The organism is Actinacidiphila sp. bgisy144 (assembly GCF_057708105.1).
On the sequence record NZ_JBYIRM010000021.1, the window covers coordinates 70,716 to 83,731 of the forward strand.

The 13,016-nt window shown below is 72.2% G+C and carries 14 protein-coding genes; 10 read left to right on the forward strand and 4 right to left on the reverse strand.

Translation table 11 applies throughout. The annotated features are described in order from the left end of the window. Positions 1-134 precede the first annotated feature (134 nt). The 3 genes from mshA (at position 135) to AC3EVP_RS23495 (ending at position 2,931) form a co-directional block, all read left to right on the forward strand. Positions 135-1,475, forward strand: coding sequence for a D-inositol-3-phosphate glycosyltransferase (mshA, locus tag AC3EVP_RS23485; protein WP_435132814.1), 1,341 nt, complete (start codon positions 135-137; stop codon positions 1,473-1,475). Beyond that, entirely contained in the window at positions 1,468-2,073 is a 606-nt protein-coding gene (locus AC3EVP_RS23490; protein ID WP_435132699.1) for a type III secretion system chaperone family protein, read from the forward strand. The genes mshA and AC3EVP_RS23490 overlap by 8 nt, the downstream gene beginning before the upstream one ends. Before the next feature lie 102 nt (positions 2,074-2,175). Continuing rightward, positions 2,176-2,931, forward strand: a complete 756-nt coding sequence (locus AC3EVP_RS23495; protein ID WP_335981295.1) for a phosphoglyceromutase — start codon at positions 2,176-2,178, stop codon at positions 2,929-2,931. A gap of 83 nt (positions 2,932-3,014) precedes the next feature. On the opposite strand, the gene AC3EVP_RS23500 is transcribed toward AC3EVP_RS23495, so the two are convergent. Continuing rightward, entirely contained in the window at positions 3,015-4,004 is a 990-nt protein-coding gene (locus AC3EVP_RS23500) for an alpha/beta hydrolase (protein ID WP_335981296.1), read from the reverse strand. 185 nt (positions 4,005-4,189) lie between these two features. Here AC3EVP_RS23500 and AC3EVP_RS23505 point away from each other — a divergent pair, with 185 nt between their 5' ends. Beyond that, positions 4,190-4,699 (forward strand): MarR family winged helix-turn-helix transcriptional regulator, encoded by a 510-nt coding sequence (locus tag AC3EVP_RS23505; RefSeq protein ID WP_435132702.1) that lies wholly within the window; start codon positions 4,190-4,192, stop codon positions 4,697-4,699. Between the two features lie 127 nt (positions 4,700-4,826). Here AC3EVP_RS23505 and AC3EVP_RS23510 read toward each other — a convergent pair whose 3' ends face one another. Together AC3EVP_RS23510 and phoU are read right to left on the reverse strand one after the other, a co-directional pair. After that, positions 4,827-5,000: a hypothetical protein gene (locus tag AC3EVP_RS23510; RefSeq protein ID WP_335981300.1), complete on the reverse strand. Its 174-nt coding sequence runs from the start codon at positions 4,998-5,000 to the stop codon at positions 4,827-4,829. Positions 5,001-5,263: 263 nt separating this feature from the next. Next, positions 5,264-5,941, reverse strand: a complete 678-nt coding sequence (gene phoU / locus AC3EVP_RS23515; RefSeq protein WP_335981302.1) for a phosphate signaling complex protein PhoU — start codon at positions 5,939-5,941, stop codon at positions 5,264-5,266. Positions 5,942-6,163: 222 nt separating this feature from the next. Between phoU and phoR the strand changes: the two genes are divergently transcribed. After that, entirely contained in the window at positions 6,164-7,516 is a 1,353-nt protein-coding gene (gene phoR / locus AC3EVP_RS23520) for a two-component system sensor histidine kinase PhoR (protein ID WP_435132706.1), read from the forward strand. After that, positions 7,513-8,193: a two-component system response regulator PhoP gene (gene phoP / locus AC3EVP_RS23525; protein WP_031525271.1), complete on the forward strand. Its 681-nt coding sequence runs from the start codon at positions 7,513-7,515 to the stop codon at positions 8,191-8,193. The genes phoR and phoP overlap by 4 nt, the downstream gene beginning before the upstream one ends. Before the next feature lie 92 nt (positions 8,194-8,285). On the opposite strand, the gene AC3EVP_RS23530 is transcribed toward phoP, so the two are convergent. After that, complete coding sequence (locus tag AC3EVP_RS23530) at positions 8,286-8,936, reverse strand: DUF461 domain-containing protein (RefSeq protein WP_435132709.1); 651 nt, start codon at positions 8,934-8,936, stop codon at positions 8,286-8,288. A gap of 462 nt (positions 8,937-9,398) precedes the next feature. Between AC3EVP_RS23530 and AC3EVP_RS23535 the strand changes: the two genes are divergently transcribed. The 4 genes from AC3EVP_RS23535 to cysS all read left to right on the forward strand — a co-directional run bounded on the left by AC3EVP_RS23535 (position 9,399) and on the right by cysS (position 12,960). Further along, positions 9,399-9,881, forward strand: coding sequence for a CarD family transcriptional regulator (locus tag AC3EVP_RS23535; RefSeq protein ID WP_103889522.1), 483 nt, complete (start codon positions 9,399-9,401; stop codon positions 9,879-9,881). A 285-nt stretch (positions 9,882-10,166) separates the two neighbouring features. Then, on the forward strand, positions 10,167-10,886 hold the full coding sequence (gene ispD, locus AC3EVP_RS23540; RefSeq protein ID WP_435132817.1) for a 2-C-methyl-D-erythritol 4-phosphate cytidylyltransferase: 720 nt from the start codon (positions 10,167-10,169) through the stop codon (positions 10,884-10,886). Next, positions 10,876-11,448, forward strand: a complete 573-nt coding sequence (ispF, locus tag AC3EVP_RS23545) for a 2-C-methyl-D-erythritol 2,4-cyclodiphosphate synthase (RefSeq protein WP_435132712.1) — start codon at positions 10,876-10,878, stop codon at positions 11,446-11,448. The genes ispD and ispF overlap by 11 nt, the downstream gene beginning before the upstream one ends. A 120-nt stretch (positions 11,449-11,568) precedes the next feature. Beyond that, on the forward strand, positions 11,569-12,960 hold the full coding sequence (gene cysS, locus AC3EVP_RS23550) for a cysteine--tRNA ligase (protein ID WP_435132715.1): 1,392 nt from the start codon (positions 11,569-11,571) through the stop codon (positions 12,958-12,960). Positions 12,961-13,016: the final 56 nt, after the last annotated feature.

The following is a 13,016-nucleotide window of genomic DNA, read 5'->3' on the forward strand; positions in this document are numbered from 1 at the left end:
GTCGGGAAGGCGGGATGCCGGGGCGGCCCCCAAGTAACGACCGGACATCGGTTCCCATGATCGGAAATGGAACCGGGCGTTCCGATGTTGTCGGGGGTTGACGACATACGTACGGCTGCCGGAAGGATCGCATGGTGACCACGCAGACGTCACGGCTCGCCGCCCGCAGGGGAGCCCTCCACAAGCGGTGGACCGGCGGGCGCCGGGTGCGGCGGGTGGCGATGCTGAGCGTGCACACCTCGCCCCTGCACCAACCGGGCACCGGCGACGCCGGCGGGATGAACGTGTACATCGTGGAGCTGGCCCGGCGGCTGGCCGAGCGGGACATCGAGGTCGAGATCTTCACCCGGGCCACCACCGGCGACGCGCCCGCGGCGGTCGAGCTGGCCCCCGGCGTCCTGGTGCGCCACGTGGACGCGGGCCCGTACGAGGGACTCGCCAAGGAGGACCTGCCCGCGCAGCTCTGCGCGTTCACCCACGGCGTGATGCAGGCGTGGGCCGGCCACCGCCCGGGCCACTACGACCTGGTGCACTCCCACTACTGGCTCTCCGGCCACGTCGGCTGGCTGGCCGCCGAGCGCTGGGGCGTGCCGCTGGTGCACGCCATGCACACCATGGCCAAGGTGAAGAACGCGGCGCTGGCCGACGAGGACGCGCCCGAGCCGACCGCCCGGGTGATCGGCGAGACGCAGGTGGTGGCGGCCGCGGACCGGCTGATCGCGAACACCGACGAGGAGGCCGCCGAGCTCGTGCGGCACTACGACGCGGAGCCCGCGAAGGTCGCCGTCGTCCACCCCGGGGTGAACCTCGACCGCTTCCGGCCCGAGCCGGGCGGGCGGGCCGCCGCCCGGCAGCGGCTCGGGCTGCCGCAGGACGCGGTGATCCCGCTCTTCGCCGGCCGGATACAGCCGCTGAAGGCGCCGGACGTCCTGGTCCGCGCGGCCGCGGTGCTGCTGGAGCGCGACCCGTCGCTGCGCGAGCGGCTGGTGGTGCCCATCGTCGGCGGCCCCAGCGGCAGCGGGCTGGCCAAGCCCGAGGCGCTGCACAAGCTGGCCGCGCGGCTCGGGGTGTGCGACGTCGTACGCTTCCGGCCGCCGGTCGGGCAGGAGCAGCTCGCGGACTGGTACCGCGCGGCGACCGTGCTGGTCATGCCGTCCTACAGCGAGTCGTTCGGGCTGGTCGCGATCGAGGCGCAGGCGTGCGGCACCCCGGTGGTCGCCGCGTCGGTCGGCGGGCTGCCGGTCGCGGTCGCCGACGGCAGTACCGGTTTCCTCGTCCCCGGGCACGACCCTCGGGACTACGCGGAGGCGCTGCGGCGGTTCGTGGACGACCCGCACCTGGCCGACCGCCTCGGCGCGGCCGCGGCCCGGCACGCCCGCGGGTTCGGGTGGGGCGCGGCGGCGGCGGACACGGCCGAGGTGTACGCGGCAGCGCAGCAGGAGTACCGCCGTCACCTACGATCGGCGCATGGCTGACGCTTCCCCCGAGCCGCCCCAGCGTTCCGACCGGCCCGACCGGCCCGACCAGTCCGGCCGCCCCGAACGGTCCGAGCCCCCCGAGCCGTCCTCGCCCGCCGCCCGCGCCCGTGCGGCGGTGGAGCAGGCGCTGCGCGAGGCCGAACTCCCGTGGGAGTCGCCCCGCCCGGGCACCTATGTCACCCAACTCCCGGGCACCCGCAAGCTGGCGACGACCACTCAGCTCATCGTGGGCGAGCACACCCTCTCCCTGAACGCGTTCGTGATCCGCCACCCCGACGAGAACCACGACGCCTTCCACCGCTGGCTGCTGGAGCGCAACCTCCGCACGTACGGCGTCGCGTACGCCGTCGACCGGCTCGGCGACGTCTACCTCACCGGCCGGCTCCCGCTGGCCGCGGTCACCCCCGACGAGGTGGACCGGCTGCTCGGCGCGGTCCTGGAGAACGCCGACGGCCCCTTCAACGTGCTGCTCGAACTCGGCTTCGCGTCGGCGATCCGCAAGGAGTATGCGTGGCGGGTCTCCCGCGGGGAGTCCACCCGCAACCTCGAGGCGTTCGCCCACCTCACCGAGCCGGAGCCGTCACGGGAGCCGTAGCCGTAACCGTAGCTATACGGCGGGCGGCGGACGGAGGTCGTCGCGGCCCAGGCGGCCGAGGCGGTCGAAGGGCGCCGCCCGGCCTCCATTACGCTCGGAGGCATGGCTGCTGCGTACAAGCTGATCCTCCTCCGCCACGGCGAGAGCGAGTGGAACGCGAAGAACCTCTTCACCGGCTGGGTGGACGTCAACCTCAACGACAAGGGCGAGAAGGAGGCGGTCCGGGGCGGTGAGCTGCTCAAGGACGCCGGTCTGCTGCCCGACGTGCTGCACACCTCCCTGCTCAAGCGCGCGATCCGCACCTCGCAGCTCGCCCTGGAAGCAGCCGACCGGCTCTGGGTGCCGGTGCGGCGCTCCTGGCGGCTGAACGAGCGGCACTACGGCGCGCTCCAGGGCAAGGACAAGGCGCAGACCCTCGCGGAGTTCGGCGAGGAGCAGTTCATGCTCTGGCGCCGCTCCTACGACACCCCGCCGCCGGTGCTCGCCGACGGCGCCGAGTTCTCCCAGTCCGACGACCCGCGCTACGCCGGCATCCCCCCGGAGCTGCGGCCCCGCACCGAGTGCCTCAAGGACGTCGTCGAGCGGATGCTCCCGTATTGGTACGACGGCATCGTCCCGGACCTGCGCACCGGCCGGACCGTGCTCGTCGTCGCCCACGGCAACTCGCTGCGCGCCCTGGTCAAGCACCTCGACGGCATCTCCGACGCCGACATCGCGGGCCTGAACATCCCCACGGGCATCCCCCTCGCCTACGACCTCGACGCCGACTTCCGCCCGGTCACCCCCGGCGGCACCTACCTCGACCCGGACGCGGCCTCCGCCGCCATCGAAGCGGTCAAGAATCAGGGCAAGAAGTAACCCCTCGCCCCGAAAGCCCCCGCCCCGCGGACGTATCCGCGGGGCGGGGGCTTTCGTGTGTGTGAGGGGGACACGGTTCGGCGTCAGGCGTGGAGGGCGGTGCGGAGGGTGGTGGCGGCGAGGGTGATCGCGGCTTCGGCGGCGTGGGTCCCGCGCAGGGCGTCGACCATCACGAAGTCGTGGATGACGCCCTGGTAGCGGACGGCGGTGACCGGGACGCCGGCGGCGCGCAGCTTGTTCGCGTACGCCTCGCCCTCGTCGCGCAGCACGTCGGCCTCGCCGGTGATGACCAGGGCCGGGGGCAGGCCGGTGAGCTGCTCGGTGGTGGCCCGCAGCGGCGACGCGGTGATCTCGGCGCGCTCCGCCTCGCTGGTCGTGTACTGGTCCCAGAACCACTTCATCCCCTCGCGGGCGAGGAAGTAGCCCTCGGCGAACTGGTGGTAGGAGGCGGTGTCGAAGGAGGCGTCGGTGACCGGGTAGAAGAGGACCTGCTGGCGCAGCCGGACGTCCCCGCGCTCCTTGGCCTGGAGGGTGAGGGCCGCGGCCATGTTGCCGCCGACCGAGTCGCCGGCCACCGCGATCCGGGCCGGGTCCAGGCCGTGGCCGGTGCCGTCGGTGCCGATCCAGCGGGCGACGGTGTAGTTCTGCTCGATGGCGACGGGGTAGCGCGCCTCGGGTGAGCGGTCGTACTCGGGGAAGACCACGGCGGCGCCGGCCCCGACGGCCAGTTCGCGCACCAGCCGGTCGTGGGTGTGGGCGTTGCCGAACACCCAGCCGGCGCCGTGGATGTAGAGGATCACCGGGAGCTGGCCCTTGGCGCCCTGCGGGCGGACGATGCGGGCCCGCACGCTGCCGGTCGGGCCGCCCTGCACGGTCACCCACTCCTCGTCGACCGCGAGCTTAGGGGTGTCGCCGGACTGCACCTCGTCCACGGCGGCGCGGCCCTCGGCCGGCGGCAGCTGGTAGAGGAACGGCGGCTTGGAGGTGGCCTCGGCGAAGGCCGCGGCGGCCGGTTCGAGCACCGGCGCCTCGGGGGTGTAGTCGCTGGCGCCCGCGGCGGGTGTGGTGGTCATGGCGTACTCCTGCGGTTCGGGCCCCGTCCTCTGCGGAACCTTGCAAGCAAGAAGATACGACACGATTGCCTCGTGCACAAGTTAAGTGTGTGATGTTTGATTGTGGCAAGGTGAATGGTGTGCTCTGTCATCGGCTGCGTGCCGAGCAGTAGCCTGGGGCCGCGAGATCAACGGGAGGAGACGCGATGGCCAACAGCGACATGCAGGCGGCGGCCGCGGTGAGCGACGCCGCCGAACGGGCGGCGGAATCGGCCGCGGAAGCCGCGCCCGCGACCCTGCTCCTCGACGACCAGCTGTGCTTCGCCCTCTACGCGGCCTCCCGCGCCGTCACCGCGCGCTACCGGCCGCTGCTCGACTCCCTCGGGCTGACCTACCCCCAGTATCTGGTGATGCTGGTGCTCTGGGAGCACGAAGCCGTGGCGGTCAAGGAACTCGGCGCCGCGCTCCAGCTCGACTACGGCACCTTGACCCCGCTGCTGAAGCGGCTGGAGGCCAACGGCCTGGTGCGGCGCGAGCGCCGTCCCGACGACGAGCGCTCGGTGACGGTCTCCCTCACCGCCGAGGGCGTGCGGCTGCGCGAGCGGGCCGCCGGGGTGCCGGTCGCGATGAGCGGCGCGATGGGGCTCGACGCCGCGGAGACCGCGCAGATCAAGGAGCTGCTGAGGCGGCTGACCGCCAACGTGGCGATCGGCTGACGCCGGACCCGCCGGGACCGAAGCACGCGGGCCCCGGCCTGGTCGCCCAGGCGGGGCCCGTGCTGCCCGTTCGGCGGCGGTGCGAACCGGGCGCGCGCTCTCGTGGGAGCCGGGGAAGCTGTCGGAACTAGTGGGAGCAGCCGCTGCACTGGCAGGGGCTGCCGGACTGGCAGCCGCAGCCGCAGCCCGAACCGCAGCCGCAGGCGGCGACCAGGGGCAGCGGGGTGCGCAGTGGCGGCGCCGCGCCCGGCGTGCGGTGGTCGAGGTCGCGGGCGGGCGGTGGAGTGGGGGACTGCGGCATCGGTGACACCCTCCTCAGGCTGGCCTGACCACCAGTGAACCCGGCGCGTACCGGTGTTTCAAGGGCGCACGAGGGCATCCCGGGCAACGCGCCCACGCCTCGCGCGCCCCCTGCCCGAGGCCCTCCCCGTGGCCCTCCCGAGGCATGTCCCGACCCCCTCCGCGAACCTCTCCCCGCGCACTCCCCGGCCCGCCCGCACGCTCGTCCCCCGCGCACCCGTCCCCCGTACGGGCGAACCCGAGCCGGGCGAACCCGGGCCGGCGTTACGCGCCGTCGGCGCTCGGCGTCGGGCTCAGCTCGTCCGCGTGCTCGCCCGTCACCAGGTAGACGACGCGCTTGGCGACCGACACCGCGTGGTCGGCGAACCGCTCGTAGTACCGGCCGACCAGGGTGACGTCGACCGCGGTCTCGATGCCGTGCTTCCAGCGGTCGTCCAGGAGGTGCTGGAAGAGCGTGCGGTGCAGCTCGTCCATGCGGTCGTCGTCCGCCTCCAGCTGGAGCGCGTCGTCGACGTCCTTGGTGATGATCACCTCGGCGGCCTTCGCCATCAGCCGCTGGGCGAGCTGGCCCATCTCCAGGATGGTGCTGTGCAGGTCCCGGGGCACGACCGTCTCCGGGAAGCGCAGCCGGGTGAGCTTGGCCACGTGCCGGGCCAGGTCGCCGGAGCGCTCCAGGTCGGCGCTCATCCGCAGGCTGGTCACGACGATCCGCAGGTCGGTGGCGACCGGCTGCTGCCGGGCGAGCAGCGTGATCGCGCGGTTCTCCAGCTCCCGCTGGAGGTCGTCGACCTTCTCGTCCGCGGCGATCACGCTCTCGGCGACCTTCAGGTCCGCGTCCAGCATCGCGGTGGTGGCCCGGCCTATCGCGGACCCGACGAGCCGGGCCATCTCGACCAGCCCGTCACCGATCGAGTCCAGCTCCTCGTGGTATGCGTCCCGCATCGCTTTCCTTCCGTACAGGCCGAGGGCACACATGCCGTGGCCGAAACGTGTGCTCAAAAGAGAGGCTTCTCCTCCACGCTCACACGCTGATGGCCGTACGCGTACCGGCCGCGCATCGCAGGTGAATCCAGACCCTCGTCAAGGTGAACTCTTGGCAACGTACATCCGAGAGCTCGCTCCGAGGGTTGTAAAGCAATTGAACAGGCCACCTAACCTGTAGACGTGGACGTGAACGCGGCAGTGGCCGCAGCCAGCGCGATAGCCGGTCTCCTGACCGGCGCCAGCGCCGTACTCGCGTTCCGGTGGAGCGAGCGGGAACAGGCCCGTCCCACCCGTAAAGCGCTACGGACCGACAACATGACCGCTGTACTCCCCCCGGGCGTGGACACCGTCCTGTCCGTGCTCCGCTCCTCCGCCGTCGTCCTCGACGAGGGCGACACCGTGGTCAAGGCCAGCTCGGCGGCGTACGCCCTCGGACTGGTCAGAGGCGGCCGGCTGGCCGTCGACCAGATGCTCCAGATGGCCCGCGAGACCCGCAGGGACGGCGAGATACGGCAGGTCGAGCTCGACCTGCCGCGTCGCGGCGCCGGGCGGGGCGAAGGGCTGGCGGTCTCCGCCCGGGTCGCCCCGCTGGGCTCCCGGCTGGTGCTGCTGCTGGTGGAGGACCTGACCGAGGCGCGCCGTATCGAGGCGGTGCGCCGCGACTTCGTGGCGAACGTCAGCCACGAGCTGAAGACCCCGGTCGGCGCCCTGTCGCTGCTCTCCGAAGCGGTGATGGACGCGTCCGACGACCCCGAGGCGGTCAACCGCTTCGCCGGCCGGATGCAGATCGAGGCCACCCGGCTGACCAGCCTGGTGCAGGAGATCATCGACCTGTCCCGGGTCCAGGACGACAACGCCCTCGTCGACGCCGAGCCGGTCGCCGTGGACGACCTCGTCGCCGAGGCGGTCGACCGCTGCCGGCAGCCCGCCAACTCCAAGCAGATCACCATGGCCACCGGCACCACCCCCGACCTGTACATCTGGGGGAACCGGGGCCAGCTCGCCGCCGCTCTCGGCAACCTCGTCGAGAACGCCGTCAACTACAGCCCGGCCCGCACCAGGGTCGGCATCGCCGGCCGCAGGATCACCGCCTCCGGCGGCGACCGGATCGAGATCTCCGTCACCGACCAGGGCATCGGCATCTCCGAGCGGGACCGCGAGCGGGTCTTCGAGCGCTTCTACCGGGTCGACCCGGCGCGCTCGCGGGCCACCGGCGGCACCGGTCTCGGCCTGTCCATCGTCAAACACGTGGCCGCCTCGCACGGCGGGGAGGTCACGGTGTGGAGCGTCGAGGGACAGGGCTCCACCTTCACGCTGCGCCTGCCCGAGGCAGCCCGCGGCCGTTCCCCGGAGGCGGGCGCAGGGTCGGACCGCTCCGACCGCGCCGGCCGCCGCCCCGACCAGCCGGACCGCTCCGACCCATCCGAGCGCGCCGACCCGGACGAGCAGTACGACGACGTCGAAGAGCCGACGGACGACAAGCTCCTCCAGACCCTCCCCGAACACATCCCCGCCCCGGAGGTCCTCCCGTGACCCGCGTACTCGTCGTAGAGGACGAAGAGTCCTTCAGCGACGCGCTGTCGTACATGCTCCGCAAGGAGGGCTTCGAGGTCGCGATCTCCGCGACCGGGCCCGACGCGCTGGACGAGTTCGAGCGCAACGGCGCCGACCTGGTACTGCTCGACCTGATGCTGCCCGGCCTGCCCGGCACCGAGGTCTGCCGCCAGCTCCGGCTCAAGTCCAACGTCCCGGTGATCATGGTCACCGCCAAGGACAGCGAGATCGACAAGGTCGTCGGCCTGGAGATAGGTGCCGACGACTACGTGACCAAGCCGTTCTCCTCCCGCGAACTGGTCGCCCGCATCCGCGCGGTGCTGCGCCGCCGCGGCGAGCCGGAGGAGATCTCGCCGGCGGCCCTGGAGGCCGGGCCGGTCCGGATGGACGTGGACCGGCACGTGGTCACCGTCGGCGGCGGCAAGGTGGACCTCCCGCTGAAGGAGTTCGACCTGCTGGAGATGCTGCTGCGCAACGCCGGGCGGGTGCTGACCCGGATGCAGCTCATCGACCGGGTCTGGGGCGCGGACTACGTCGGCGACACCAAGACCCTCGATGTCCACGTCAAGCGGCTGCGGGCGAAGATCGAGCCGGACCCGGGCGCGCCGCGCTACCTGGTGACGGTCCGGGGCCTGGGCTACAAGTTCGAGCCGTAAGCCGGCCCGCCGCCTCTGTACGGGCGCGGACCGCGCAACGGTAAGGGGCTCGACACCAGGTGCCGAGCCCCTTACTCATGCCTGCGTACGCCTTACGAGCTGCTGCCCGAGGTGCCGGACGTGCTTGACGTGCCCGACGTACCGGAGGACGTGCCGGTGGTGGGGGTCGACGGGGACTTCGGTGTCTTCGGCGTGGCCGGAGTCGTCGGAGTCGTCGGGGTGGTCGGCGCCGCGGTGGTGGGCAGCGAGCCGGGCCCGTACGGCGCGAAGTAGCTGCTCGCCGGCGTCACGTTGACCTGCATCTTCACCGCGCCGGCGGAGCTGAAGGAGAACACCGCGTTCTGGACGTCGCCGTCCCGCAGCGACTCGCCGGTGCCCGGCAGCACCGCGGCCGCGTTGCCCTTGCCGCCCAGCAGCACGCTGCCGTGCGCCGGCACGCTGATCGTCGACCCCCCGTGCTGGCCCTTCAGCTGGGCCATCGTGGTGCCCGCGATCTGCACGGACTGCAGGGTCTGGGCGTGGGAGCCGTTGTTGAACAGGCGGGCGGTGACGGTCGCCGGGCCGCTCGGGTCGGTGAGCACGAAGGCGTTCTGCACCTTCACATCGCCTGTCGACCCGGCGTCGCTGTCCGGGTGGACCCCCAGCGTCTGCGCGTCGGTTCCGGCCGCGCACGCGGCGGCGAGGGGCGCGATCGAGAGCGCGAGTACAGCGGCGACAGCGCCGCGACGGATGCTGCGGACCACGGCGGCGGCATCTCCTTGGGCAGGGTACGGAAGATCTTCCAGCGGCCTTAGATTACCGAGGACATGCGCTGGGCCGCGCACCGGCCCCGCCATTAGGGCGGGTTGATTACCGGAGCGCCCGGACGGGTGCCGCGGGCCTTTTCCATGATCGGGCAAAATTCGATCTTCGGACGGCGGGTAACCGGCCGTCGGCCCGAACGGCGTAGCGGTGACGCACTCCTGTAGGAGCGACAAATCGGGACGTATCGACCCGCGTTCGGAGCTGTTCGGGGTCGTAACGGGCACGTTTCGCCCCCCGCGTATACCCGCTCCGACCTGCGGATACCCGGTCGGCGACGCCCCCTCCAGCACGTTCCGGGGGCGGTTGTCAAGCCCCGAGATATGCCCTGACCTGCGGAAACGCCATTCAGAAGACGCCGTTCCCGTGTTACCCTGGATAGCCACGGAAGGGGTACCTGTCACATGACGTTCAAGGTTGGCGACACCGTGGTCTATCCCCATCACGGGGCCGCGCTGATCGAAGCGATCGAAATTCGCCAGATCAAAGGCGTGGACAAGACCTACTTGGTGCTCAAGGTCGCCCAGGGCGACTTGACGGTACGTGTGCCCGCGGACAATGCGGAGTTCGTCGGCGTACGCGACGTGGTCGGTCAGGACGGTTTGGACCGGGTCTTCGAGGTGCTCCGCGCGCCGTACACCGAGGAGCCCACCAACTGGTCCCGCCGCTACAAGGCAAATCTCGAGAAGCTGGCGTCCGGCGACGTCATCAAGGTCGCCGAGGTCGTCCGCGACCTGTGGCGCCGTGAGCGCGAGCGCGGCCTGTCGGCGGGCGAGAAGCGGATGCTCGCCAAGGCGCGCCAGATCCTGGTCAGCGAACTCGCACTGGCCGAGAACACCAACGAGGACAAGGCCGAGACGCTGCTCGACGAGGTCCTCGCGTCGTAAGACCGTCCCTTTTCGGACGTTCTCGTGTCGCGTCCTTGCCGGTGTGAGACCCCACGCCGCCCCATGTGACGTACCGACTTACGCAGACGCACCCCCCGGCCACCGTCGGGGGACCTGCCGCGGCACCCGGTTGAGCAGGACGACCGGGTGCTGCGGCATGCTGATACCGCCGCATGCCCGTCGTGCCGTGGCCACGAAGGTCCCCCGGGGGTCACGGAAGGGGTCCGGAGGAACACCGTTCCCGGCACTCTGAGTGCGATACCCATCTGACACAAGGACACAAACCTGCGTACCGCCGCTGTCATTCCCGCCGCCGGACGTGGCGTCCGGCTCGGCCCCGGCGCGCCCAAGGCGCTGCGCACCCTGGGCGGGGTGCCGATGCTCGTCCATGCCGTCCGCGCGCTGGCCGCGGCCCGTGCGGTGCAGGTCATCGTGGTGGTCGCCCCGCCCGACGGCGCGGCCGAGGTCCGGGCGCTGCTCGACGCCCACGAACTGGCCGGCGCGTCCGGCGCGTCCGGTGTGACCACTGTCACCGTCGTCCCCGGCGGCGAGACCCGCCAGGACTCGGTGCGGCTCGGTCTGGCCGCACTGCCCGACGACGTCGACGTGGTGCTGGTCCATGACGCGGCCCGCCCTTTGGTGCCGGTCGAGACCGTCGAGGGCGTGGTCGAGGCGGTGCGCGCCGGCGCCCCGGCCGTCGTCCCCGGCCTGCCGCTGGCCGACACCGTCAAGAGCGTCGAGCCGGAGACCGGCGCGGTCACCGGCACCCCGCAGCGCGCCCTGCTGCGGGCGGTGCAGACCCCGCAGGGGTTCGACCGCGCGGTGCTCGCCAAGGCGCACGCCACCGTCACCCAGGACGTGACCGACGACGCGAGCATGGTCGAGCAGCTCGGCCTGCCGGTCGTGGTGGTGCCCGGACACGAGGAGGCGTTCAAGGTGACCCGCCCGCTCGACCTCGTGCTCGCCGAGGCCGTACTCGCCCGCAGGAGTGGCCATGACCGCTGAACAGCACACCCCCGGCGCGCGGCCGGCTCCCGAGCCGGCCGCCGGCCCGGGAGCGTACGCGGGCGGGCTGCCGCCGCTGCCGCAGGTCGGCATCGGCACCGACATCCACGCCTTCGAGGAGGGCCGCGAGCTGTGGTGCGCGGGCCTGAAGTGGGAGGGCGAGGGCAGCGGGCTGGCCGGGCACTCCGACGCCGACGTGGTCGCGCACGCCGCCTGCAACGCGCTGTTCTCCGCGGCGGGCCTGGGCGACCTCGGCGCGCACTTCGGCACCGGGCGGCCGGAGTGGGCGGGCGCCTCCGGGACGGCGCTGCTGGCCGAGGCCGCGCGGATCGTACGCGCCGCGGGCTTCACGGTCGGCAACGTCGCCGTCCAGGTGGTCGGCAAGCGGCCCAAGATCGGCAAGCGGCGCGACGAGGCGCAGCAGGTGCTGGCCGCCGCCGTGGGCGCGCCGGTCTTCGTCAGCGCGGCCACCTCCGACGGGCTGGGCTTCACCGGCCGGGGCGAGGGGCTCGCCGCGATCGCGACCGCGCTGGTGGTCCGCTCCGCTCCGGCCGCGCCCTGACGACCGGGCGGCGCGGCGGGCGCCGCGCGCGACTGTGCCGTCCGGGCTGTTATGTGTCCGCAGTATGTGCAGTTGGCCCAGGGGCGCGGGGCACAGGGCTTCGCCCACTACCCTTGTGGCGTGACTATTCGCCTGTACGACACCAACGCGCGCCAGGTTCGTGATTTCGCCCCGCTCACGCCGGGCCGCGTCTCGATCTACCTGTGCGGCGCCACCGTGCAGGCGGCCCCGCACATCGGCCACATCCGGTCGGGGCTCAACTTCGACATCATGCGCCGGTGGTTCCGCTACCGCGGCTACGAAGTGAGCTTCGTCCGCAACGTGACGGACATCGACGACAAGATCATCAAGAAGGCCGCCGAACAGGGCCGCCCCTGGTGGGCGATCGGCTACGAGAACGAGCGCGCCTTCACCGCCGGCTACGACGCGCTCGGCTGCCTCCCGCCGACGTACGAGCCGCGGGCGACCGGCCACGTGCCGGAGATGATCGAGATGATGCGCGGCCTCATCGAGCGCGGCCACGCCTACGTGGCCGACGGGAACGTCTACTTCGACGTGCGCTCGTTCCCCGGCTACCTGGAGCTGTCCAACCAGGAGCTGGACAACCTGCGCCAGCCCGAGGGCGAGGGCGAGACCGGCAAGCGCGACCAGCGGGACTTCGCGATGTGGAAGGCCGCCAAGCCCGGCGAGCCGTCCTGGCCGACCCCTTGGGGCCGCGGCCGGCCCGGCTGGCACCTGGAGTGCTCGGCGATGGCGCACAAGTACCTGGGCAGCGCCTTCGACATCCACGGCGGCGGCATCGACCTGATCTTCCCGCACCACGAGAACGAGATCGCCCAGGCGAAGGCGTACGGCGACGAGTTCGCGCGGTACTGGGTGCACAACGCCTGGGTCACCATGAGCGGCGAGAAGATGAGCAAGTCGCTCGGCAACTCGGTGCTGGTCTCGGAGATGGTGCGGCGCTGGCGGCCGATCGTGCTGCGCTACTACCTGGGCACCCCGCACTACCGGTCGATGATCGAGTACAGCGAGGAGGCTCTGCGCGAGGCCGAGGCGGCGTTCGCCCGGATCGAGGGCTTCGCGCAGCGGGTGGTGGAGAAGGCGGGCACCGTCGAGCCGGCCGCCGAGGTGCCGCCGGCCTTCGCCGAGGCGATGGACGACGACATGGGCGTCCCGCAGGCGCTGGCCGTGGTGCACACCACCGTCCGGCAGGGCAACAGCGCCCTGACCGCCGACGACAAGGAGACCGCGGTCGCGCGACTGGCCGAGGTCCGTGCGATGCTCGGAGTACTGGGCCTGGACCCGCTCGACCCGCACTGGCGCAGCGCCGAGGGCGGCGACGACCTGCACGGCGTCGTCGACTCCCTGGTCCAGCTGGTGCTGGAGCAGCGCCAGTCGGCGCGGTCCCGCAAGGACTACGGCACCGCCGACGCCATCCGCGACCAGCTCGTCCAGGCGGGACTGGAGATCGAGGACACCCCGACCGGCTCGCGCTGGACCCTGCGGGGCTGATCCGTCCACCGGCTCGCGGGCCCCGTGCAGCTTTGCAGCGTTCGACCGAAGAAGAG

Excerpts from the sequence above, each read along its gene's own strand:
- AC3EVP_RS23490 (WP_435132699.1), top strand. The coding sequence starts at position 1,468 with ATGGCTGACGCTTCCCCCGAGCCGCCCCAGCGTTCCGACCGGCCCGAC.
- AC3EVP_RS23495 (WP_335981295.1), top strand. The coding sequence starts at position 2,176 with ATGGCTGCTGCGTACAAGCTGATCCTCCTCCGCCACGGCGAGAGCGAG.
- AC3EVP_RS23500 (WP_335981296.1), bottom strand. The coding sequence starts at position 4,004 with ATGACCACCACACCCGCCGCGGGCGCCAGCGACTACACCCCCGAGGCG.
- AC3EVP_RS23505 (WP_435132702.1), top strand. The coding sequence starts at position 4,190 with ATGGCCAACAGCGACATGCAGGCGGCGGCCGCGGTGAGCGACGCCGCC.
- AC3EVP_RS23510 (WP_335981300.1), bottom strand. The coding sequence starts at position 5,000 with ATGCCGCAGTCCCCCACTCCACCGCCCGCCCGCGACCTCGACCACCGC.
- phoU (WP_335981302.1), bottom strand. The coding sequence starts at position 5,941 with ATGCGGGACGCATACCACGAGGAGCTGGACTCGATCGGTGACGGGCTG.
- AC3EVP_RS23535 (WP_103889522.1), top strand. The coding sequence starts at position 9,399 with ATGACGTTCAAGGTTGGCGACACCGTGGTCTATCCCCATCACGGGGCC.
- ispF (WP_435132712.1), top strand. The coding sequence starts at position 10,876 with ATGACCGCTGAACAGCACACCCCCGGCGCGCGGCCGGCTCCCGAGCCG.